At 43.9% G+C, this 23,169-nt stretch carries 26 protein-coding genes and 1 other annotated feature; of the genes, 10 read left to right on the forward strand and 16 right to left on the reverse strand.

Features of this window, described 5'->3' with window-relative positions; translation table 11 throughout:
* Positions 1-5 precede the first annotated feature (5 nt).
* Positions 6-533, forward strand: a complete 528-nt coding sequence (dsbB, locus tag FLAVO9R_RS12835) for a disulfide bond formation protein DsbB (RefSeq protein WP_159531910.1) — start codon at positions 6-8, stop codon at positions 531-533.
* Positions 530-1,078 carry a GNAT family N-acetyltransferase gene (locus FLAVO9R_RS12840; RefSeq protein WP_159531912.1) on the forward strand — a complete coding sequence of 183 codons (549 nt, stop codon included), beginning with the start codon at positions 530-532 and terminating at the stop codon, positions 1,076-1,078. Before dsbB ends, FLAVO9R_RS12840 begins: the two co-directional genes overlap by 4 nt.
* On the opposite strand, the gene FLAVO9R_RS12845 is transcribed toward FLAVO9R_RS12840, so the two are convergent.
* From FLAVO9R_RS12845 to FLAVO9R_RS12905, 13 genes are all read right to left on the reverse strand, one after another.
* Entirely contained in the window at positions 1,075-1,569 is a 495-nt protein-coding gene (locus FLAVO9R_RS12845; RefSeq protein ID WP_159531914.1) for a YcgN family cysteine cluster protein, read from the reverse strand. The two genes, FLAVO9R_RS12840 and FLAVO9R_RS12845, sit on opposite strands and share 4 nt — an antisense overlap.
* On the reverse strand, positions 1,569-2,231 hold the full coding sequence (locus FLAVO9R_RS12850) for a fumarylacetoacetate hydrolase family protein (RefSeq protein WP_159531915.1): 663 nt from the start codon (positions 2,229-2,231) through the stop codon (positions 1,569-1,571). Before FLAVO9R_RS12850 ends, FLAVO9R_RS12845 begins: the two co-directional genes overlap by 1 nt.
* A 1-nt stretch (position 2,232) precedes the next feature.
* Entirely contained in the window at positions 2,233-3,222 is a 990-nt protein-coding gene (locus FLAVO9R_RS12855) for a lytic murein transglycosylase (RefSeq protein WP_159531917.1), read from the reverse strand.
* Between the two features lie 2 nt (positions 3,223-3,224).
* A complete protein-coding gene (locus FLAVO9R_RS12860; protein WP_159534603.1) occupies positions 3,225-3,521 on the reverse strand; it encodes a YcgL domain-containing protein in 297 nt (98 codons plus the stop codon).
* A 21-nt stretch (positions 3,522-3,542) separates the two neighbouring features.
* The gene (rnd, locus tag FLAVO9R_RS12865) at positions 3,543-4,700 is read right to left on the reverse strand and encodes a ribonuclease D (RefSeq protein ID WP_159531919.1); all 1,158 of its coding nucleotides are present in this window, start codon (positions 4,698-4,700) and stop codon (positions 3,543-3,545) included.
* A gap of 56 nt (positions 4,701-4,756) precedes the next feature.
* A complete protein-coding gene (fadD, locus tag FLAVO9R_RS12870; protein WP_159531921.1) occupies positions 4,757-6,409 on the reverse strand; it encodes a long-chain-fatty-acid--CoA ligase FadD in 1,653 nt (550 codons plus the stop codon).
* 119 nt (positions 6,410-6,528) lie between these two features.
* Complete coding sequence (locus FLAVO9R_RS12875; protein ID WP_159531923.1) at positions 6,529-7,368, reverse strand: alpha/beta fold hydrolase; 840 nt, start codon at positions 7,366-7,368, stop codon at positions 6,529-6,531.
* 157 nt (positions 7,369-7,525) lie between these two features.
* Positions 7,526-8,176 carry a Slp family lipoprotein gene (locus tag FLAVO9R_RS12880; RefSeq protein WP_232370645.1) on the reverse strand — a complete coding sequence of 217 codons (651 nt, stop codon included), beginning with the start codon at positions 8,174-8,176 and terminating at the stop codon, positions 7,526-7,528.
* A 360-nt stretch (positions 8,177-8,536) separates the two neighbouring features.
* Positions 8,537-8,839 carry a hypothetical protein gene (locus FLAVO9R_RS12885; protein ID WP_159531925.1) on the reverse strand — a complete coding sequence of 101 codons (303 nt, stop codon included), beginning with the start codon at positions 8,837-8,839 and terminating at the stop codon, positions 8,537-8,539.
* Between the two features lie 284 nt (positions 8,840-9,123).
* Complete coding sequence (gene tsaB / locus FLAVO9R_RS12890; protein WP_159531927.1) at positions 9,124-9,837, reverse strand: tRNA (adenosine(37)-N6)-threonylcarbamoyltransferase complex dimerization subunit type 1 TsaB; 714 nt, start codon at positions 9,835-9,837, stop codon at positions 9,124-9,126.
* A 3-nt stretch (positions 9,838-9,840) separates the two neighbouring features.
* Positions 9,841-11,760: an ATP-dependent DNA helicase gene (locus FLAVO9R_RS12895; RefSeq protein ID WP_159531929.1), complete on the reverse strand. Its 1,920-nt coding sequence runs from the start codon at positions 11,758-11,760 to the stop codon at positions 9,841-9,843.
* 196 nt (positions 11,761-11,956) lie between these two features.
* The gene (locus FLAVO9R_RS12900) at positions 11,957-13,297 is read right to left on the reverse strand and encodes an alpha-amylase family glycosyl hydrolase (protein WP_159531931.1); all 1,341 of its coding nucleotides are present in this window, start codon (positions 13,295-13,297) and stop codon (positions 11,957-11,959) included.
* 45 nt (positions 13,298-13,342) lie between these two features.
* Entirely contained in the window at positions 13,343-14,251 is a 909-nt protein-coding gene (locus FLAVO9R_RS12905; protein WP_159531933.1) for a sulfite exporter TauE/SafE family protein, read from the reverse strand.
* 135 nt (positions 14,252-14,386) lie between these two features.
* On the opposite strand from FLAVO9R_RS12905, the gene FLAVO9R_RS12910 reads away from it, so the two are divergent.
* The 4 genes from FLAVO9R_RS12910 (at position 14,387) to FLAVO9R_RS12925 (ending at position 16,962) form a co-directional block, all read left to right on the forward strand.
* Positions 14,387-14,872: a DUF2244 domain-containing protein gene (locus FLAVO9R_RS12910; RefSeq protein WP_159531935.1), complete on the forward strand. Its 486-nt coding sequence runs from the start codon at positions 14,387-14,389 to the stop codon at positions 14,870-14,872.
* A gap of 124 nt (positions 14,873-14,996) precedes the next feature.
* Positions 14,997-15,248, forward strand: coding sequence for a DUF6482 family protein (locus tag FLAVO9R_RS12915; RefSeq protein ID WP_159531937.1), 252 nt, complete (start codon positions 14,997-14,999; stop codon positions 15,246-15,248).
* 96 nt (positions 15,249-15,344) lie between these two features.
* A complete protein-coding gene (locus FLAVO9R_RS12920; RefSeq protein ID WP_232370646.1) occupies positions 15,345-16,229 on the forward strand; it encodes a TraB/GumN family protein in 885 nt (294 codons plus the stop codon).
* Between the two features lie 160 nt (positions 16,230-16,389).
* Entirely contained in the window at positions 16,390-16,962 is a 573-nt protein-coding gene (locus FLAVO9R_RS12925) for a YSC84-related protein (RefSeq protein ID WP_159531939.1), read from the forward strand.
* Between the two features lie 116 nt (positions 16,963-17,078).
* Here FLAVO9R_RS12925 and FLAVO9R_RS12930 read toward each other — a convergent pair whose 3' ends face one another.
* Positions 17,079-18,323, reverse strand: coding sequence for an MBL fold metallo-hydrolase (locus tag FLAVO9R_RS12930; protein WP_159531941.1), 1,245 nt, complete (start codon positions 18,321-18,323; stop codon positions 17,079-17,081).
* The gene (locus FLAVO9R_RS12935) at positions 18,296-20,200 is read right to left on the reverse strand and encodes a TonB-dependent receptor domain-containing protein (RefSeq protein WP_159531943.1); all 1,905 of its coding nucleotides are present in this window, start codon (positions 20,198-20,200) and stop codon (positions 18,296-18,298) included. Before FLAVO9R_RS12935 ends, FLAVO9R_RS12930 begins: the two co-directional genes overlap by 28 nt.
* A gap of 358 nt (positions 20,201-20,558) precedes the next feature.
* On the opposite strand from FLAVO9R_RS12935, the gene FLAVO9R_RS12940 reads away from it, so the two are divergent.
* The 3 genes from FLAVO9R_RS12940 (at position 20,559) to FLAVO9R_RS20530 (ending at position 21,414) form a co-directional block, all read left to right on the forward strand.
* Positions 20,559-20,891 carry a hypothetical protein gene (locus FLAVO9R_RS12940; RefSeq protein WP_201299265.1) on the forward strand — a complete coding sequence of 111 codons (333 nt, stop codon included), beginning with the start codon at positions 20,559-20,561 and terminating at the stop codon, positions 20,889-20,891.
* A 53-nt stretch (positions 20,892-20,944) separates the two neighbouring features.
* On the forward strand, positions 20,945-21,154 hold the full coding sequence (locus FLAVO9R_RS12945) for a hypothetical protein (protein WP_159531945.1): 210 nt from the start codon (positions 20,945-20,947) through the stop codon (positions 21,152-21,154).
* Positions 21,155-21,282: 128 nt separating this feature from the next.
* The gene (locus tag FLAVO9R_RS20530) at positions 21,283-21,414 is read left to right on the forward strand and encodes a hypothetical protein (protein ID WP_269748491.1); all 132 of its coding nucleotides are present in this window, start codon (positions 21,283-21,285) and stop codon (positions 21,412-21,414) included.
* Between the two features lie 93 nt (positions 21,415-21,507).
* Here FLAVO9R_RS20530 and FLAVO9R_RS12950 read toward each other — a convergent pair whose 3' ends face one another.
* Positions 21,508-21,855, reverse strand: coding sequence for a hypothetical protein (locus tag FLAVO9R_RS12950; protein WP_159531947.1), 348 nt, complete (start codon positions 21,853-21,855; stop codon positions 21,508-21,510).
* A gap of 231 nt (positions 21,856-22,086) precedes the next feature.
* Positions 22,087-22,205: a sequence feature (His leader region), on the forward strand.
* 59 nt (positions 22,206-22,264) lie between these two features.
* Here FLAVO9R_RS12950 and hisG point away from each other — a divergent pair.
* Positions 22,265-23,167 carry an ATP phosphoribosyltransferase gene (gene hisG, locus FLAVO9R_RS12955; RefSeq protein ID WP_159531949.1) on the forward strand — a complete coding sequence of 301 codons (903 nt, stop codon included), beginning with the start codon at positions 22,265-22,267 and terminating at the stop codon, positions 23,165-23,167.
* The last annotated feature ends 2 nt before the right edge of the window (positions 23,168-23,169 follow it).

Consider the following 23,169-nt stretch of genomic DNA (forward strand, 5'->3'; position numbering starts at 1 on the left):
TAGACATGCGTTCAGTAGTACATCGCATTAGTCACTGGGCAGAGCACAAGTCTTCATGGCTTGTGCTTTTCGCCACATCTCTGGGGCTAGAACTAGCCGCACTTTATTTTCAATATGGTATGGGCCTTAAGCCCTGCATCATGTGCATTTACCAACGTACTGCTATGTACGGCATTGTACTGTCAGCACTTTTTGTATTGATTAAAAATAACGGCCTTACTCGTATGGTCGGTTTTGCCGGTTGGGCAGTATCTGCTGGCTGGGGCTTTTTAGTCGCCAAAGAACATATTGGTATTTTAAATGCACCAAACCCTTTTTTCGCCAGCTGCGAAATAGTGCCTAACTTTCCATCATGGCTGCAATTGCATGAGTGGATACCTGCCATTTTTGCCGCCGAGGGTGATTGCTTGGAGGACAGTTGGCAGTTTCTTTCAATGGGAATGGCTGAATGGATGCAGATTATCTTTGCCGCTTACTTTGCGGTTTTTGCTATTGTGTTTGCATGCCGATTGCTGGATAAGAAGCCCTTTTGATAGACCTTTCTATCTTGCCGTCTAGGCTCCCTCCAATCCACACAGAACAGGGGCCGGTGACAATACAGCGCATAGCCCCTAAACATATTGAAGCCTTGTGTGAGGCTTCACAGCAATCTATTCACCATGTAAAACCCTGGCTTGGTGCTGCACTGTGCCCAGTTACTCCCGCCTTGGCGAAACAATGTATTCAATCGATGGAAGCCGCACGCGAGTCAGGCTATGGCTTAACCTACTTGCTTATGCACGATGAGCGCTGTTTGGGCATGGGAATTATCAACTATATCCACCACACCCATTTAACCGCGAATTTGGGTTATTGGCTTCGTTCAGACTCATGTGGAAAAGGCCTAGCAACGGCCATTTGTGAGGCGTTAAAGAAATTAGCCTTTAATCAAATGAATTTACACCGACTGGAATGCCTAATTGAACCTAACAACAAAGCCAGTTTGCGCGTAGCCGAGAGAATTGGTGCTGAAAAAGAAGGACTTTGCCGCAAACGCATTTTTGGACGAGATGCGCTACTTTACAGTATTATCGCTTAATCTAAATCTTCCAATGGCCAAATGGCAATATAATCTTCGAAGGTGTCTAAATCTACATCGGTTTCAAACACCGTTTTGTTTCGAACAGACATGCCATTTTTGTGCATCACATGTTTCTTGCCCTTATTTAATAGTGGATGCCAAGACGGCAAACCTCGCCCTTCATGCAGACGGCGATAAGCGCAGCTAGTTGGCATAAAGAAAATATCTTTTAGGTTCGCTTTAGTTAACTGAACGCAGTCTGGCACAAGTTCAGTTCGCTTCGCATATTGGGTACATTCACAACTTTTTGTATTTAGCAGCGAACAGACAATATTCGTGTAATGAATTTGCTCATTGGCATTGATGTAATCCGTCGGCGCTTGCGCTTCCTCGTTTTCATCATCAATAAACTTGTGTAAGCAACACTTTGCACAGCCATCGCATAATGACTCCCATTCCTTCTGGGTCATTTCTTCAAGGGTTTTGGTTTCCCAAAAAGGGGCAGTCATTAGCGTACAACCTTTGTATTAACAGTAATTTTATCGTGTAAGATGGCTTCGATAGTGTCACCCGCAAGCAATGGCCCTACCCCGCTCGGGGTGCCGGTTAGCACCACATCACCCGCATCAAGGGTAAAAGTGTGCGACATGTGGGCAATTAACGGCACTATTTTGTGCAGCATCATTGCAGTATGCCCTGATTGACGCACTTCACCGTTTATACTTAACGTGAAATGTAAATCTTGTAAGTCAGTGATGGTATCGATTGGAACAAAGCCTGACACTGGGCAACTTAAATCGAAGGACTTTGCGCGTTCCCAGGGTTGGCCTTGCGCCTTAAGCTCGCGCTGAACATCACGCAAGGTTAAATCTAAACCAAGACCAATACCCCAAATGGCCGCTAACACTTCATCTTCTGTTGCTTTAGACACCGTGAGCTTTAGCAGCACAGCAACTTCTAGTTCGTTATGGCATTCACCTTGGTCGGTAGGAATACTGAGCGGTTTGCCCATGTCGCACAACGCCGCTTTGGGTTTTAAAAACAACAGGGGTGAGGCTGAAACTACAGATTTCATTTCTTCAATATGATCAAGATAGTTGCGACCAATACACGCCACTTTACCTGTGGGCAATGCAATGGGATTGCCCTGAAGTTCTAAATGTTGATACATATTAATACCCTCGCTTTATACGTTCTGAAAGGTAACCTACCGACACACCAAAGTAACTAGAGCGGTTCCATTTCATCAAGGTATGAAAATTATTATAAACAAGATAAACACGCCCTTCGCTGCCATCAGGCATAATAAGAGAAGCCGGAATATCAGCGTTTGGCAAATCGCTACCGTCGAAACGTCTAACGCCAGCTTGTTGCCAATCGGCTAAAGGCTTATAAAGACTTTTTGAAAGGCCGAACTCTTTTATAGGCTGAGTTAAAGATACCTGCCTACCCCACGTGCCGTTATTATCCCACCCTTCTGATGATAGGTAGTTTGCAATAGAAGCAAAAACATCGGCTTCCGTTTGCCATATATCTTTTCTGCCATCACCATCGTAATCTACCGCGTAGTTTAAAAAGGAGATTGGCATAAATTGGCTTTGCCCCATGGCACCAGCCCAAGAACCTTTCAACGCATCAACGCTGGTATGCCCTTCGTCAAGGATAGTCAGCGCGGCAAAAAGGTTGTCTTTAAACAGTTTTTCTCGGCGGCCTTCGTACGCGAGTGACGCCAAGGCAGACAGCACACTGTAATTACCCTGAATACGTCCAAAATTCGATTCATTACCCCACAGCGCAACAATAAAGCGAGGTTGAACCTGAAACTTCTGCCCTATCTCTTCAAGCAGTGACTTGTGCTTGTTGTACATTTCAACCGCTTGTTGCACTTTCCAGTCAGGCACACGACTGGCTAAGTAACTATCAAGGGTAATTTTCTTTTCAGGTTGATTTTTATCAGACTTGATAACCGTTGGGCGGAAACTAATATCATTAAAAGCGTCGTTAAGTAATGATTCATCAAAGCCCTTTTGCTGGGCTTCGGCTTTTAACGCTGTTACGTACTCGGCAAACCCTTGTGCTGTTTTGTCTTCGGCTTGGGCAAAAGCAATGCTTGCCACAACCCCCGCTACTGCAAGTAGCGATGCAGTTAACCATTTAGCCATGCTTAAAACTTTTTATCTGGTGTAGCTTGCAAACCCAAAGACGTGCGATGGGCCATCAATAAGTCGTCTTCTTTAGGTGGCATTTGAAGGTAAAAACCTTTCTCTTCAAGCTCATTTACAAGCTTTTGCTTATCCACCCCGGCTAGTTTCTCGTGCTTATCTAACGATAACACCGTAACTAACTCTGGCTTGCCAAACTTCTCTTTTAGTATTTCAGGTACATCATCAAATTGGTCTTTATTAGGCACATATAAATACATGCCTAGGTGTTTTCGTGATTTATAAATCGCGCACAACATCATTTCGTAAACTCTTCAACGTTAGAGACTAGGATTTTTACCTAGTAACTTTTCTAAATGGGGTTCAAATAGCGGCGCTCTCCAACCAGATAATACATCTGGCTTAAGGCCTAGCACTCGGGTTTCGTCACTGTCGAACCAGTACCATTTTAACACCTGGTTCAATTGTTTTTTAGACGCTATAACTTCAGGCGACACATTATTTTCGCTGGCAATTTTATCGCTCACGGCTTTTAGTGATGCTAATGTTTGCTTGTAGCTTGCAACGTCAATTAAGCGACTTACTTTAGGTAACCTCTGTGGCTCAGAAGTAGCGGCATATTTATCTCGAGCTTCGCTTATTAGCGTAATTATAGTCTCACCGTAGCGCCTAATCGATTGTGGGTTCACACCGTGAAGTTGAGACAGACCCGATTTGCTTGAAGGCATTAGACGCGCAGCTTCATAAAGATGTATTTCCTTAAATACAAAATTCAATGCCATGTCTTTTTTACGGGCAGTGGCGAGTCGCCATGCGGCAAGTGCTTGTAGTACGGTAAGCTGCTCTTTTGATAAACGCCAGTTGTTTTTAATCTGCATATACGCAAATTCTTCCGGCATTTGACTGCGCTTTTTATCTGCTAACTGGGCTATTTCTTGATATACCCAATCTAACTTTCCGGCTTCATTTATTTTTTCTACTAAATGTTCGTAGCAAGGTAATAAATACAGTACATCGTTGGCCGCATAGCTAAGCTGTGCTTCCCTTAAAGGGCGTGCTATCCAGTCGGTACGAGATTCGCCTTTATCTAGGCTAACATCGCACAACAACTCCACCAGCTTTGCGTATCCTAGGGATGCTCCCAAGCCTAAAATACTCGCCGCAAATTGACTATCGAATACGGGTGTTGGTACGGAGTTAAAAGCGGTCAGGAAAGTCTCAAGATCTTCTGAGCACGAGTGTAGAACTTTTACCACACTGGTATTTTCCATTAAGGCAACAAAGGGCGAGAGATCATCAATCGCAAGCGGATCGATAAGTACTAACTGATGCCCATCATATAACTGGATTAAACCAAGATGAGGTGACAGCGTTCTAGTGCGAACAAATTCAGTGTCTAGCGCTACCGCTTTTTGTTGCTGGGCAAGGTTGCACACACTATCGAGTCTTTCAAAGGTGGTTACTAATTCATATTGCATAATAATAAAAAGCCGGCTTACGCCGGCTCTACAGTTTTCCTAATTCACTTACCGAATTAATCTCGTAGTTCCCGACGCAGAATTTTACCTACATTGGTTTTAGGTAGATCTTCTTTGAAGACTACCTGCTTAGGCACTTTATAGCCTGTTAAGTGTTCTCTACAGTGCGCAATAACCGCTTCAGCAGTGAGCGAATCGTTGTTGCGAACAACAAACAACTTCACCACTTCACCACTGGCTTCATTTGGCACACCAACCGCTGCTGACTCAACAATGTTGTCATGCATAGCAGCCACTTCTTCAATTTCGTTTGGAAACACATTGAATCCAGAGACGAGGATCATATCCTTTTTACGGTCAACAATATAGAAATAACCTTCATCGTCTACCGTGGCGATGTCTCCGGTGGCAAGCCAGCCATCTTTAAGAATTTCGTCGGTGGCTTCTGGGCGGTTTAAATACCCTTTCATCACCTGCGGGCCTTTCACCCAAAGCTCACCTGGTTCGCCTTTTTCTACCTCGTTACCATCATCATCAAGAAGTTTAATGTCGGTAGAAGGTACTGGCATACCAATGGCGCCTTTGTAAGCGTCAATTTGTGGTGGGTTTACCGTTACAACAGGTGAACATTCCGTAAGGCCATAGCCTTCAAGAAGTACGGTACCGGTAACCTTTTCCCACTTTTCAGCAACAGGGCGCTGAACGGCCATGCCGCCGCCTAAACCAAACTTGAAGTTCTTAAAATCAAGTTCGCTAAACCCTGGTGTGTTTAACAAACCGTTAAACAAGGTATTTACACCCGGAAGAATAGTGAATGGGTATTTGCTCAGTTCGTTTACAAACCCAGGCATATCTCGTGGGTTAGTAATCAGTAAGTTTTGGCAACCGTATTTAAGGAACATCAGGCAGTTCGCAAGCAATGCGAATATATGATAAAGCGGCAACGCAGTTACCACAAAGTCTTCGCCTTCTTCTATTACCGTTTCTAAAATGCCAGAAACCTGCTCAAGATTCGCAATCATATTGCGATGCGTCAACATGGCGCCTTTAGACACACCAGTTGTTCCACCTGTGTACTGCAAGAAGGCCAGTTCATCGTTGGTTAAATTGGGGCGTGTGTAGGTTAAAGATTGCCCTTTCTTTATCGCGCTGGTGAATGACGTGGTAGCAGGCAAATTAAAAGCCGGTACCATTTTTTTCACGTACTTCACTACCGCATTCACTACCCAACGTTTAGGTATAGGCAACATATCGCCTAGCGAAGTAAGAAACACTTCTTGAATATTTGTTTCACTAATCACTTCTTCAAGAGTGCACGCAAAGTTTTCAACAATAACAATTGCCTTTGCATTCGCATCGTTTAATTGATGCTTCAACTCTCTTGCGGTATACAGCGGGTTTACATTAACCACAACCATACCAGCACGAAGTACACCAAACATAGCTACAGGATACTGTAGTAAGTTCGGCATCATGATTGCCACGGCATCACCACGCTTCAACCCACTATTTTGTAAGTAAGCAGCATACTGTGCAGATAATTTGTCGAGTTCGCCAAAGGTCATCGACTGACCCATGTTGATAAACGCAACTTTGTCTTTAAACTTTTTTACTGATTGTTCGAATATATCGACAACGGATGCGTAACGATCTGCATCAATTTCTGCAGATACACGAGGATCGTAAAACTTGAGCCAGGTTTTTTCCACCAAAACCTCCTTCACTTATTTTTAACACAAAGGCGCGTGTTGTCTCACGCGCGTTTGAGCAACTGGTCTAATAACTTGCGAATAGTATAGGAAGTGTAAAAAAAAATAAACTATACAGTTTACATTTGCTCAACAAACTGACGGATTAGCACGCCAACTTCATCAGTTTTTTCCATGTGAATATGATGACCGCCTTTTAATTGCTCAAACCGAGCATTTTTAAACCAAGACTGCCTTTTGTCATAAACACTGTCCAAGGTTTTAAAGCTACTTGACGCACCAACGAAAAGTATAGGACAAACTATCGCACTCATGATGTTTTCTGCCTGTTCTTCGGTTAAACGAAGCACAGATTTAGTGCGAAGACGCGGATCGCTCGACCAAAAACAATGGCCACCGGCATCTTGCGTAAGATTCCTTTCTAGAATTGCGCGCGCATGCTCAGCTGGAATATCAGAGACTTTGCAGCGGGCTTTCACTGCATCTTCTAAATTAACCAAGGTTAACTTATTGCGCTGTTTTTTCTTGCGGCTAAGAATGGCGTCCCGCATTTGCTGTTGGCTAGTATTCGCCGCTAACGTTAAGGGGCCACACGCATCAAGGCTTATCACACCTTTCACTTTTTCAGGAAATAGCCCCGCATATAATGTTGCCAAAATGCCGCCCATAGAGTGCCCCAACAGTATAACCTGTTCCCACCCTTGATCTTCTATCAATGCATGCAAGTCTTGTAAATAATCAGCTTGATTATAGTGCATGCCTATCGGTCGGTGCGATGAACGGCCATGCCCAGCAAGATCAAGCGCAATAAAGCGTTGAGATTGCAAATACGGAGCAAGTAATCGTAGGCTTTCTGCGTTATCTAAATACCCATGCAGCCCTATTACTACGGTTCCAGCACCTTGGTTTTCTAGCGCGGCTAAGTGTAAATTTCCTGCTGTAAATTCAGTTTCTATCATGTTGCTCCCTTACACAATATGGCGGCAATATATTGCCGACACAGAACAAAATACTGCCAGATAAAAAAATAGGGAGGCAAAATCCTGCCTCCCTAGTAAATACATATTTTTATTTAAATACGGTTATCTTTACGAAAATTTTCATCTGGTAGTCTACCTATTTCGATTTATCCTTGCGCATTTTGTCATGCGGGCCTGAAATAGTGTTAACGTTAGATTGCGTCTTTATAGGTTTAGGACTAGACGGAGAATTATCGTAGCGAGTTACCCGAACTCTTCTATAACTTGGATAACCCCAGGGTCTGTGTCGCATAAACGGTGAATACCAACCAGTACCATAATCAAAATAATACATGTTCACGTCGTAAACCTCTTGTTTACGCCACATGTGGTAGTCATCAGCCAATATTGTAGGATATATGTATGGTTGTTCACCTACCATGCCTGATGTGGGCGGTACCAATTTACCAACAAACGTGGCCGAACGACCTTCTTCAAAAACAATGGGATCAACAAAACCGTCTATTTGCACTTTAAAGCGCCCAACCGTTTCGCCACTACTGTTAGGCTTGCCATAGTTGTTTAGTGGAAAATGAACAAGTTCGATGAATGTTTTGTTTGGCTTATTTTCGACCCCAACAATAACACCGCCCCACCGCGCCATTTTACCTTGTGCGTTGGCGCCAGAGGTAACGGCTTTGGAATAAGAAACTAGCTCAGTACCTTCAGGCACCTCTACGCTTTCTGGCACAATCGCACACCCTGCGAAAAGTACCACACTTACTATCACTAACATTCTAACCAGCATGAAGCCTCCTTTTGGCCGCCTAAGCACTTTTAACCTGGAGCTGAAACTAAGCGCCGAGAAAATATATAGTACTACAAATAGTAACGAATCGAACCACATTGCGCTGAGTAACGGTGTAAGGCTGTTAACCCGCACATTCACTCGAGACAATCATTAAAAAATACCATTACCGATGGAATACATTGACTTAAAAGTTAGCATTGATACATAACAAATGCCATAAAGAACATTGATTTAAAAGATTATCAATCTTTAGACGGGATTTTTGACAAAAAGTTTAGTTAGGTTTTATAACGCTTAGTGGGAAGACGTTAAATGAAGGCAATACTGCGCAAGAAATGCACTGATTTAATGTGAATACTAGGCATAAATATCTACCCCAAACATGCTTTGTACAGACTCACGTTCTTGCTGCTTTTCAAAGCTGGTATACGACGCGATGGCTTGTTGAGAATAGCCCGCACTATCTTCACGTACAAAACGTTGATAAGCCTGTGCATTGTCGGTGCCTTGCGCATCTGGGGCCACCACAATATGGTTGTTCTGCTGCTTCCCCTCACTATTGCTCTGCTGCTGCGCATCTTTATTAACTTTAGCGACGCGCCCTTGCGAAGGCTCTGATTGATGTGATGAAGGTATCGAAAAATTGTTAGTTATATGCATACCAAAACGTGTCAGTCTTTTAAATTAAACCAATTAATATATGTAGTGAGACGACTACATCGAATTTCAATGTCGCAACAGCCATCTTCTGAGCGATACAAGGTTCAATGTTGTTCGCTACGTTGCAATCTATGCTTCAAGAAGCCTATGTTGCAAGAAGCGACTGCAAAAATCGCGCCCAGTTACTGCACGCTTCCTTATTTAATCGTGAGCCATGCAGGATAAGACATAGTTAACGGCAGAGAATGTGGTTTAAACGTATATCAGCCTGAGGGCTTCCCCCCTTATTCGCGGCCCGGTAACTTTTTCCATGTTACTTTGTCTCGTAGATAAACAGGTTTTACCTCACTGGCCACTTGTACATCGCCTTTGTTCGCGAGTTGTTCAGCAAGTGGAAGCATGTAAACCGCATCAGGAAATTCAATAGACACTTCATGGTCTTCAGACAGCAATGCTTTAAGTGCCGGATAGGCCTGCCAGCCTGTACCAACAGGCTCAAACTCACCAATAGCCTCACCTTGATTGGCTGCTATGGCTTCATTGATAAGCTCTACAGCAGCTTCAGGGGGGCACACCTGCTCTGCAATCACCTCACTCAATAATCCGTTGCCGGACTTATACATGGCAAAATACACTTCGCCCATGCGGGCATCGGTAGCACACACTACCCAAGTAGCCTGTTTACTTATTACCGCTTGCTGTGCCATCGCCGCAAGGGTGCTTACGCCGGCCACTTTTAATCCACTACCTAGTGATAAACCTTGAATCATGCCGGTAGCAATGCGCACGCCGGTAAAGCTGCCTGGGCCTCGCCCAAACGCTAGTAGATCTAAATCGGCCAGAACAAGCCCTGCATCTTTTAACACTTCATCCAACATAGGCAGTAAACGCTGGCTATGTTGCTGTGGGCAAATTTCGAAACGTGAAACAACAGCGTCACCGGTATTTAGTGCTACTGAACAGGCTTCTGTTGCCGTGTCTATGGCTAAAATTTTCATTCTTTACTCTTCATCAATTCTTGCAAGGAAAGACTCTACTTCGTCTAAACTTCGGGTTCTGCGCATATTCGGCAAGCTACCTATAAAAGTTTTCGCATAGGGTTTAGTCACTAATCGGTTATCGCAAATAACCAGTACGCCTTTATCGGTAGGGTCGCGAATTAATCGCCCTGCACCTTGCTTTAAGGCAATCACAGCTTGGGGTATTTGAATAACACCAAACGGGTTTGCGCCGCGCTTTTTAACATCGTCCATTCGGGCTTGTAACAGTGGGTCATCTGGTGATGCGAATGGCAGTTTATCTATCATGACGCACACCAAATCATTCCCTCGTACATCTACCCCTTCCCAAAAAGCGCCCGTGCCCATTAACACGGCTTTTTCGTCAGCCAAGTACGCATCTAATAACGCCTGCTTAGTTGTTGTGCCTTGTACTAATAGCGGGTTATCAATTTCATCTTCTAGCTTACCAGCTATTTCACGCAACATGGCATGACTGGTAAATAACAAAAAGCACCGGCCTTTACTGGCTTTAATCAACCTTTTTGCCGTATTCAACAACGTTTCTCGCATAGAAAAACTGTTCGGCTCGGGTAAATACCGAGGTACACACAACATGGCTTGTTCAGGGTAGTTAAAGGGGCTATCTAAGCCTAGCGTTCTTGAGTCTTCTAACCCCATTCTGCGCTGAAAATGTTCAAAGCCGCCGTTAACCATTAAGGTCGCCGAGGTAAATACCCACCCGCGAGGCGGCGATGCCACAAAACGGCGGAACTTAGCTGCAATAGACAACGGCGTTAAATGCATAATTAAATGGCGCGTCGTGGTTTCATACCACAAGCTCACATTTTCTTGTTTCTCATCGCTTAACGAGTCAAGTTGTTCCCTAACGGACACTATTCTTTCATAAAGATTATCTAAATCTTTGTCGCGACCAATATGCAGCTTACACACTTCATGTAGTACCCCTAGCGCTTCTGCTAGTTTACCCACTTCTAAGCGCACATCGTCACGCATCAAGGCTTCGGCCCAGTTTCCTCGCTGAGTAGTATCAGGAAATAACAAGCGCAAATCTGCAGCAATCATGCGGCATTTGTCGGCTGCTTTATCTAACTGTGCCGCGTCTTTCAACACGGTTCTAAAAATAAGGGTAATATCTTTCGCTAAATCTTGAATTTGGCGCGTGGAAAGCGATTCACCAAAGTAGTCTGCGGCAATATCGGGTATTTGATGGGCTTCATCAAATATAATGGCGTCAGCTTCTGGAATAAGCTCACCGAACCCCGTATCTTTTAATGCCATGTCAGCGAAAAATAAGTGATGATTCACCACAATAATGTCGGCATCTAACGCCTTACGCCGTGCCTTAACCAAATAACACTCTTCATAATCGGGGCAGTCCCGACCAAGGCAATTGTCAACGGTAGACGTCACTAATGGCAACACCCGAGCATCTTCAGGTAAGCTTTTCAGCTCGCCCATATCGCCAGTTTTAGTAGTGGTAGACCATAGTTTCACTTCAGATAGCTGCCCTAACACCTCTTTTTCCACTAACGTGGAGTTACCGCCATGTTGTTCTAGTCGGTGCAGGCAAAGGTAATTAGCACGGCCTTTTAACAACGCCGTTTTGCGCCTGTTGCCAAGGGCTTTTTTCACTAAAGGCAAATCGCGATGAAATAACTGTTCTTGCAGGTTTTTCGTTCCCGTCGACACTATCGCTTTGCCTTCAGCCAACAGTGCTGGTGCAAGATAAGCGAAGGTCTTCCCCGTACCGGTCCCGGCTTCAACCACTAGGGAGCCGGTTTCATCAATGGCTTCTTTTACCGCCTGCGCCATTTCTGTTTGCGCTTCACGGGGAACAAAGCCATTGATGGTCTTAGCAAGTAAACCCGTGGAAGAAAAGATGTCATCGATAGTTGGCATAGTGTACTTAACGTAAAAGTGAAGATTTGGCCGCTAGGCCACAAAGCGGTGCATTATGCCAAAGTTTTTCGAAAAATGGTTAGTAATCACAAAAATTCCATACCGAATGACAGATTTCATTTAACACTGACCTTTACTCATAGCGGCTTGCTGTTCTATATAAGCTCAGTCATATAAGCTCAGCCATACTTGCCAATTAATAAGAGCTAATCCATACCTGATAGCCCCACGGGTCAATTTGAACGGCCTTATCAATATGCAAGTGTTCGGTTTCGCTTTTACTCTCGTGGTGGGAAGAACTTGAATCGAGCGTGCACTTATAATAATGACCATTAAGAATAGGGTCATTAAACGTGACGTTGCCTAAAGTGTCTGAAAAATTGATGATCACTAACACTTTATTGTGTTCATCCATTCTCACAAAGCTGAATACCTGTGACATAGCGTTACTTGGCACCTGAATCATACGTGAACCAAATTCACCATTGCCCAAGGCAGGAATAGATTTTTTTATCTTAATGAGCGCTTTATACAAATCACCAATGCTATGAGGTTGCCATTCAATGGGATCACGTTCGAAAAACGCTAACCGCTTTGTTTCCCCGGCTTCTTGGCCATTATGAATGAGCGGCATACCTTCGCCTAACACCGACAATACAATGGCGCCTTTTAACGCATCGCCAAATTGCTCTGCCTGAGTACCATCCCACGCATTTTTATCGTGGTTACTCACAAACGTCATTCGATAAGCACTGTGCGGCCACGCCCGTTCATTCCATGAATAATATTTTCTCAGTCTATCAAGAGAACATCGCCCATGAGCGAGCTCATGCATGGTTTCATTCCAGCTCCATGCATAAGTCATGTTAAAAGCGGTTTCGTGTAAATCGCGATTTTCCCACTCTGCCAACATAAATACGGGTTTTATGGCATCTAAGGCAACACGCGCTTGATGCCAAAAATCGTTCGGCACATACCCCGCTACATCACATCGAAAACCATCAATATCAAAGCGTTCTACCCAATAGCGCATGGCATTAATCATATAATCACGTAGCGCAGGTTCGTCGTAATCAAACTCGATAATATCTGACCAATCCCACCAAGGAGACGGGCGAAACTCACCGTGGTGATCTCTGGCATACCAGTGAGGATGAGTATCCACTAGAGGATTGTCCCAAGCGCTATGATTAGGCACCCAGTCTAGGATAACTTTTAAATTCCGGTTGTGCGCTTCTTGCACCAACTCTTGAAAGTCGTCTGCATTGCCAAACTCAGGGTTAATACCCAAATAGTCTTTAACCGCGTACGGGCTACCAAGTTCACCTTTTCGATTTTTTTCACCTATAGGGTGAATAGGCATAAGCCAAAGAATATCAGCACCTAAATCACAAATATGATTTAAGCGTTTCGTCACCTCTTTGAATGTACCAGATACAGAAAACTGGCGAGTGTTCACCTGATAGATAACGGCATGTTTCGACCATTCGGGCTGCTTTACACGATAAATTTTCTTGGGAGTTGTCTGAATTGTCATCCATGCATCCTTTTTTGCCAAACTATTCCTCTACAAAATATGCACTCAGAAAATAGGTAAACCAGATACGCCGAGCAAAAGAACCCAAGTGCCAAAGAAAAGTTTAAGTTTTTGGGGTGAAAAAGCCAACACAACATACTTTGCTAGCATGCCACCAATAATTGCTCCCGCACCTGCAAATATCACTACGTCCCAAACTACGGCTTGGGTTACTAAAACGTGGTAAATTACAGCGCCCCAAACGGTAAATGCTGACAAGATGACTGCAACAGCAATCGCCATAGTCACGTTGAACCCTCTGATGATAAGATAGACAGCCACCAGCTCGCCTACCCCCACCGAAAGCCAAGCAGTAACAATCCCCCCGAAAAAAGAAACAAATGGCAATGCAACAATATCGAATTGCTCAGCATCGTGTTTTAAGGCAACCCGTTTTAAAAAAGGAATAGAGGCAAAGATAGCCACGGCAAGCAATATAGAAAATGCGCCAAACCCTAAGTGAATCTGTTCTATTCCTCCTTTGATGGGTGAAAGCACACTAAACGTCTCTGGGCCAAACTGAGCGAACCACACACCACACAGTGAGGCAGGTACGCTTAGCATTAAGCTTGAAGGTAACGCGCGCCATTGACTGTCGGTTTGATGATGACAACGTTTATAACGCCACCACGTAATAGCGCCAGCAGTCATGCCGCAGCATTGAATAGCGAAACTGGTGGCCACCACACTCTGAGATGAAAACTGTAAATGGTTAAAGAAAGGAACAAATACCACGCCCCCACCCGCGCCGGTCGCGTTTGCGAAAATAGCGCCAATAATGCCAAGCAAACTAAAAAGGCTATTTTCGGCAATAAGCACTAGCGGCGCGGATTGAGAAAAAATCACCACTACCCACAGTACAACCAAAAGAATTTTTAATGGGCTTTGTATTACCCATTGAAATAAACGATTCAACACATTCTCCTAAACGGCGCATGGAGATGGAACTCTCGTGTACGGCGAGTGTTTTTATTTAAACAAATCACGACGGCAAAATACCCAATGCCTACTAATATTACTAGGTAGTTCCCGTTTTATCCTTTGAACTTTATGTTAGAAACAATCTCACTCCAAGGTAAGAAAAGATTGCGGCTCACGCCTAACCGTTCAGCAAGCTGGCAAGATACTAAATGGCTGATGTTAATTTTTGCCGTTGCTGTATTCACTATTGCTATAGGCTGGGCGGTGGTGGGGGTTTGGGTAATATTACCCTTTGCCGGCATAGAAGTCGTATTGCTTATTTTTATCATGTACCAAGTGTCTCGCAGTACATACCGGTGGGAAACCATTGATATTGCCCCCCACACTATTCACTTTTGCACCCGACACCGCACCATCTCTTTTGCTCGCCCATCCGCGCACGTTGAATTTACCGAAGATGAAAACGATTGGCGCCTTCCCATCGTTACCTTAGTGGATGGCGAACAACGCATTGTCTTGGGCGAATTTCTTAATCTTGAGGATCGCGCATTACTAAAAGAAACACTAGGTAATGAAGGCATTATGGTATGCCGTAATCATTGGTGGAAAACCTAGTTTTGCAAAATGCGCCTGTCGCGTTAGCTTTATTGAAGCGAAGTTTAAATTAAATTTAATATCCATTTTTCCACCTATGAACTACAAATAGTAATGTCTATTCGTGTTATCTCGGAGAACAATTATGAATCTATACATAGAGTCAATTGAAGGCGGAAGTTATTTAGCAGCGACAGGGCGAGGTGCATCTCGCACGCTAGTCAGAGATAAGACCTCTCGACCCAAAACATTTCATTGTCTAAATGAAATTAAAGATCACTTTAATTCCGAGGAGTTTGAACATGTATGGCTGCGGCAATCCACTCCTTACGAGGAAATGGTAGGTCAGTCAGAGATTCCAGATGCGTTGGAGCTCGAAATTGATTGGCACCGCTAACTCGCCTATTGTCAGCGGTAATGAGTTACACAACATGCTGGTTGAATAGAGGAAACTTACTCGGTAAAGTGGCTGATTCTCATCTAATAGGACAATATGATGAAGTTCAGCCCACGTGCTTTTAGCTTAGCGCTTTTACTTACAAGTTGTGTAGTAGGGCTAACCACGCCAGCCTTTTCTGCTTCTGTTTTCAAAGTTAGTAACGGCGAAAACACCCTTTACATTGGCGGTACGCTCCACTTACTCAGCGAGAGCGACTACCCCCTTCCTGATGCCTACGACTCTGCTTATCAACAATCAGAAACGTTAGTGTTTGAAACAGACCTAGATGCCTTAGAAACACAAGCATTTGCGCAGTCTATGATGAAGAAGCTGACTTACACCCAAGGTAGCAGCCTTGCCAATGATCTTTCAGAAAAAACCTTAGCGAATCTATCAGCACACATGGAAGCCCGTGGTTTATCACTTTCTAACTTTATGATGTACAAGCCTGCTTTTTTAAGCATTACCTTGAGTATGATTGAACTTCAAATCATGGGGCTAACCAGTGAAGGCGTAGATAAGCATTTTTTTAATCGTAGCAAAAACGACGATAAAACCATTCTTTGGCTAGAAAGCCCCGAGCAACAACTTTCATTTATTCAGCAAATGGGCAATGGCGATGAAGATGCATTTATTCAATACACCCTTGAAGACGTTAAAACCCTCCCTCAGGTTTTACCTAAGTTAAAAGCGAGTTGGAAAGCAGGCGACCTCGACACAATGTACGAAGAAAGCATGGCCGATTTTAAATCCGAATACCCAGATATATTCGATACGCTTCTATCATCTAGAAACAAAGCGTGGATGCAATTTTTAGTGAAAGCATTGGCAACAAAGCCCACTGAATTTGTGCTGGTAGGCGCATTGCATTTGCCCGGTGAATTGGGTGTATTAAACATGCTAGAACAGCATGGTTTCAAGGTTGAGAAGGTGCAATAGCGGTAACATTTACATTTAAAATTAACCTTTGAGCACATTTTTTGCGTACTACGATTGTAGTGACATGCAATAAACCATTAAACCGACCCGTTTAGGTTTCTTCAATACCTAAACCCAAAGTTTAGACTGTACGATTTAAAATTGAATCAAAGGAAAAAATATGAATTTCAAAAACTTAGCTTCACTTTCGTTGGTAGGTTTCGTTTTACTCGCAGTAACGGGCTGCGCCTCCATGGGTGACGGCAGTGTTGCTGAAAAGCGACAAGCTATATTAGATATGCAGCAAAATGCATTAGCTAGGCTATACACAGAAAAGCCTGATACTCGTTCTCAAGTTCGTGATGCGGCTGGCTACGCGGTATTCACGAATGCAAATATTAACGTCATTTTCTTTGCTGCTGGTACGGGTTATGGCGTAGTGAACAACCAAGTCACTGGCACAAAAACATATATGAATATGGCTGAAGGCGGTGTTGGCCTTGGACTAGGTGCGAAAGATTACCGCGTAGTGATGGTTTTCCATACGCAAAAAGCCATGAACTACTTTATCGAGAATGGTTGGACAGTAGGCGGTAATGCTGATGCTGCAGCTAAAGCCGGTAACAAAGGTATGTCAGCGGAAGGCGAAGGCTATTTAGGCAATGTTACGGTTTATACCATGACCGAAAGCGGCCTAGCCTTGCAAGCCACAGTGAAAGGTACCAAGTTCTGGGTAGATAAAGAACTTAACTAATTGAAAATCCGCTTTATAACTTCGTTCGGTTTGCTTAGGAATTAGGTAAACCGAGCTATCCACTACTACACAATTCGTATGCGCATTTATAATTAAGTCCACTCTACTGAGTGTTCCTACTTAGTTTCCTCTGCCAAAGCTTCAATTTTCATCCACTGCGCTTTGGTACAGTTCTCAAGCATTTCAAAACCTGCGGCGGTTATGTCACTTCCCACCACGAATGGATGAGTCTGATTAGGCTCGCGATGATGTAGGGCTTTCATTTTACCCAAAGTGCCATCTCGCTTGGGGTGATTAGATAGAAAGACATCAATCTGTTGATCCTTCACTACCTGCTGCATTTTAATTGCCGATTGGGTATACGCTTTAATGCGGTTTGCATCAGGCCCATAGTTTAGCCCGGTGCCGCCCCATAATACGGCTTTGTGTGCAGCGCCATTATCCACTACTGAAAACACGACCGAGAGCGTGCCCGGCGTATGGCCTGGTGTATCAAAGAATTGAAACCGCATATGACCGACTTCTAAAATTTTTCCATTGCTAACCGCGGTGCCCTCTTCAGGCGCCGCCCCCCAACTTGGACTAGAGAAGCCATCACCACCGTCTTGCAGCCACCTCCACTCACGGTCGCTCATTATCACTTCAACGTTATAGCGGGTAGATAACCACTTTTGACCACCATAGTGATCGCCATGTCCGTGGGTGATAATTAAATGTGAAATGGGTTTATCTGCTAGGCCAAGTGTTGCTAGCCCATCAACAATGTATTTGCTTGCCTGTGCTGCATTATTTAAGGCGTCAATTAGCACAATGCTATCACCCGTATCTATCGCCCAACTAGCCACGTTACCTGCACCCACATAATAAAGATTATCGAATACGCGCTGCGGTGCAATAGGTTGTCGTGCGCTACGTTTATGCTTTGCGGTATCTTGGTTTACTTGCCTTTTGCTATTGCGACTTGATTTATTTGATCTTGGCTCTCGCTTTATAGACATATTACGCAATGGTGAATCGATATCGCACAAATCAGCAAAACCGGGGTACATATGTGAGAAACTGAGCCCCGTGTCTGCAAACGTTCGAGCTTCAGTTAATTTTTCAGACGGTGCGATTTCGTCAGAAAAAACACCACGGCTATCGGGCTTTTCGCTCTTTAAGTTTGCTTGAAATGAGTTGCCTGAGACTGTCTCGCTTGTGCTTGTATAGGATGAGGCGGTATTGGCAAAAGCAATGTGCATTGGACTAACGACTAGTCCCATGCACATTAATTTCAATAGCGTGGTAACGGAGGCAAGCGCGAGCGCTCTGCCTCCATCAATTTTCATCCGTTCTAAAATACCCAATTCACCCCAACCCATAATCTGCGTCCATCTTCCACATAACCATACTCACTGTATCGCATGGTTTTGTCTAACAGGTTATAAAGACCTGTTTGCAACTTAACATTGCGAGTCAACTTGGTGTTAAAACCAATATCAAATAACCCTAACCCAGGTGTCAGTACCGAGCGAGACGATACTGAGGTTAATGCTGTTTCTGCGCTGCGTACCGTCCATCTAGACCAGAGTTCTGAATCTTCGCTCAGTGTCCATGTGGTATTTAGCGTAAATAAATGTTTAGGTTGTTGTACCAATGGTAAGCCTGCATTGTCACCTGTTTTTTGCTCGGAGCGAGTAAAACTATACGCAGCATTGAAAGACCAATCTTCTAGTTTCAATCGTGAAGCCAATTCAAAACCGTAAGACTCTGCTTCATCGATATTAATATTGTAACGATCGGCGTCGTCTAAACAGGTATCCAGTTCACAACTCGTAATGGCAATTTTATCTTCAAAGTCGTTATGGAAAACGGTAACGCTCGTTTCAAAGCCTTGCGCGCCTATGTAATAAAGTGCAAGCTCTTTATTAAGAGTAGTTTCGGGCATCAGTTCGGGGTTACCATGAATGTCGCCACCACGACTTTCTTGAATCCACCCGGCTGCCATTTCACGCAATTCAGGCGTTCGATATCCACTTGAAACACCACCTTTTAATACCCAATCGTCGCTCATATTCCATACCGCGTATAAACGCGGGCTAATTTCAGAATTGAACAATTCGTTATCGTCTAGGCGGATACCAGCAGTTAGCGCCACAGATTTAGAAATAGCCCACTCATCTTCGCCATAAACTGCCCACTGACTATTTTTAATTTCAGTTGCATCGCCACCGTTAGTATCGAAATCATCTAGGGTTTCTTCTAGATATTCAGCGCCCAACGTCACTTTGTGACTGTCAGTGGCAGAAAAAGACCACTGAGAATTAACGACAAGGTTATCGATAGTAATATCTCTTCCAACGTTTTCTACCGACTCTTGCTGTACATAAGTACGGCCCTTCACGCTGTCGTAGTTCGCTTCGTGGGTTAAAGCGACAGACTCTCGTTCACTTTCCGTTTCTGAAGCATTACTTGTTTCGGGTAGCGACTGTCCAGGGTTAGACGCCCGGGTTTGATCTTGTGTTACATATTCCAATGAAAAAACATCGGTTTTCGTAGGCGTTAAATGAAACGCACTTCTCACATTACTTAGTGTTTTTTCTGCATAACCACGCTCAATATCGTCCTCACCACGCTTTTGGTAAAGGCCGCTTAAACTCAAACTTAATAAATCTGCAATTAGCGGCCCTGATACGGCAAGTTGAACTTGGCTATCTGAGCCCGAATCTGAATGCTGTTGCAACCGGGTTTCAGCGCGCAGGTTTCCACTCCATTTACGGTAATTTTTGCGTGTAATAATATTGATTACACCGCCCATGGCATCTGAACCATATAGAGTAGACATAGGGCCACGCACTATTTCAATTCGTTCAATGCTGTCTAGTGGTGGTAACCAATCTTGCTCGTAACCGCCACTGCCATTAGGTTGTGATTCCCTTCCTGTTTGCTTTTTACCATCAACTAAAATACTGGTGTACTGGGCAGGTAAACCTCTAATACTAATATCTTGTCGATATCCGCCACCCGTTACAGTTACTCCAGGCACATCTCTCAATGCATCAGTCACATCTTTGTAAGCACGCTGAGCAAGCTGTTTACGATCAATAACACTTACTGACGCAGGCGCTTGCGACAAAAGTTGTTCAAAACCAGAAGCTGTCACCGTGATGCTTTCAACATCTTTTGTGACTGCCTGCTCTGCTGCCGTTGAAAAAGAGGCGATAACCGCCAAGCTAAGGAGTGATTGAGGATATTTCATTCTAGAGTTAATCGATTAAGTCAAACATAGCGAAGATGATAAGCATTCTCATTCGTATGTAAAGCGTTAAATTAACAATTTTTTGCGACCAATCGAAAATTAAGACTTAAGTCTATAAAAATCCTACCGACGAAGAATGTTTTAAAGCGCCTAACTCTAACTTTGTGTGCAGCTAACACCTTTAATGTATTGAGTTTACCCCTAGGTAAACGTACGGTTAATATAGATACCTTAACCGCCTTTAGATTCGAGTATTAGCGGCGTTGAAGATAAACACACAAAGGACAACCATGTAGGATGGTCTGCCATTGCGTTCAGTGCAGCCCTCAACTTAGTACAAGTGAGTGTTGGCCTTACTATGTTTACACCCTTTCGTGAAGCTGCAACACAAAATGAGAGCTTAATGCCGTTAGCCAGCGCAGTAGTAGCCTTGTCCTTCATGATTTATTACGCTGCCAAGCTCCTGCTAGGCTTTGCGGCGCTTATTTTTGGCATTGCAAAAATGAAAGATGGCGCTAAGCCCTTAGGTGGAGTGACTGCGCTAGTAGGTGTTGTTGCCATAGTCGCAAATGCAATTTTGATCGTATTTGGCCGTAACGCCTTCTTACCTTCCGCGGTGGCTGGAGGGTTTGGTGTGCTCGCAACCCTGCATCTGGCTTTCTGTCTGATGCGTGTTGCCGGTAATGATTAGGAGGTATAACGCTACCTAACCCCGCCAGCGTTGGTTTACACGAAAAATTAGGTATGGATGATTGCTCAGCGCGGGTCTTTGAAATGCGTCAACAAGTGGTTGATGAGCAAGTGTATGAGAATGACTTGTTTTTAGAAGCCAATGATCCCGACCGCTTTAAGGGTTCTAATGGGAAAGTTAACCTTGCACTAGATTTACTGCTTGTTGACGACATTGAATTACCGCCTCAACCGCCTCAGTTACCACCCATAACCTGTGATTAATCAATTAGTCTAAAAGCGCCTGATTTTTAAACTAAAGTTGGGTAGCCTCCCCCTATTTTATAGACACGAAAATGGTAATATTGGGTTGTAGTTTATTACATTCCTTCTCAACGCCTAGAGGTATTATTATGACAGCGCTACTTTCTTTAAATGCAGATGATTTGTTTATTGTGACTGGCATCGCGCTTATGTTTTTCAGCTATGCGTTTTTACTGCCTACTGAACTAAAGCGTGCGATCAAAGACAACGGTAGTAAATAATATAAGCTCGCTGAATGTGTCTTTCTACTTCAGTGATACTGAGCGGCAACATTTAAGAGATGACGGGAAGGAACCCGAAAACAACCTGCACGGTTAAATGGTAATATCCACATGTTTAATGCCCCGCGGTATTTTAGTACCCGTTGCATCTGCGGTATTTAATGCGCGGTTTTCATTTTCGCTCAATTGCCGCCCTATCGATTTGTCGCCTTGGCTGTCTTCTTGTTGGCGATTTTCTTGGTTGCTCGGGTGTTCATTTTGCTCGTGCCGTTCCCGTTGCTCCATTTCATCAACGATATGCACTTCATCGTGCTGCTCTTTTTCGTCTTGGTTGAGCGCCTCTGACTTTTCGCTGCGCGACACTTTTTTTACCCGATTATCAGTTTCGATGGGCACTTTGGTATTTCGCGGTAAAATGGAAAAAATTAGATCATTACTCATGGCTACCCCAACCCGCTAAGGTTAATTCTGTGATATTTCATCCACTACATTACCTAATAGGGAAAACGATCACATTGGCTCAGATCAAAAAGTTTTACTATATACATATTAATTTAGACTGAAACTGCAAAAAGAGTTCACTTTCGCCTTGCAAAATCGGGGGCAAACCGCTAATGTTTCAGCCGTTCGGAAATAGGTATTAAGAAATTAAATGAATAACTGCGTTGTAAAACATCACCACCATCATAAAGCATAGCCTTTCAGGTTCGTGCTGGAAGGTCTATTATTCCTTCCAGTGGCGCAGATAGAAAAAATTCTCGACCCCCGGAAGGAAACTTCCGGGGGTTTTTCGTTTTAGGCGTAATCGTTAAGACAGTAAAAAGTAGTACAACGTGTAAGGAACGTTTCAATGAGTAACAGCAAAAGACTTCGAATTGCCATACAGAAATCAGGCCGTTTAAGTGATGACAGCATCGCTCTACTTAAGGCTATTGGCATAAAATTGAACATTCGTGATCGCCTGCTGATTGCGCATTCTACCAACGAGCCTATCGATTTATTACGTGTTCGCGATGACGACATTCCAGGATTAGTGATGGACGGTGTAGCCGACCTTGGCTTCATTGGCGAAAACGAACTTGAAGAAAAAATGTTAGAACGCAAAGCATCTAACAAGCCTTCTGATTATGAAGTATTACGTCGTTTAGACTACGGCGGTTGTCGCTTGTCTATCGCCGTGCCTACTGAAATGGACTACACCAACATTCAGTCTTTAGAAGGCAAGAAAGTGGCTACCACTTACCCATTCCTATTAGAGCGTTATTTTGCAGAGCAAAAAATTAATGCTAAAGCAGTAATGCTTACAGGTTCGGTTGAAGTTGCACCACGCGCTGGCGTTGCCGACGCTATCTGTGACTTGGTATCAACGGGCGCTACCCTTGAAGCGAACGGTCTGGTTGAAGAAGATGTCATCTTCCGCTCAAAAGCAGTATTAATTCAACGTGCCGACGGCAACATGAGTGATGAAAAGCAAACGCTTGTTAATCGCCTTTTGCCACGTGTTGATGGTGTATTGCTGGCAAAAGAAAGCAAGTACATCATGCTTCACGCACCAAAAGCTTACCTAGAACAAGTGAAAAGCTTGTTACCGGGCGCTGAAAACCCAACCGTATTGCCTTTGTCTGGCAATGAAGAGCATGTGGCTATTCATGTTGTTTCTACTGAAACCCTGTTTTGGGAAACCATGGAAAAACTAAAAGCCCTAGGCTGCTCTTCAATATTAGTTATGCCTATCGAAAAAATGATGGGTTAAAA

It is taken from the genome of Alteromonas sp. 38, assembly GCF_902506055.1.
Taxonomy (GTDB): Bacteria; Pseudomonadota; Gammaproteobacteria; order Enterobacterales; family Alteromonadaceae; genus Alteromonas; species Alteromonas lipotrueae.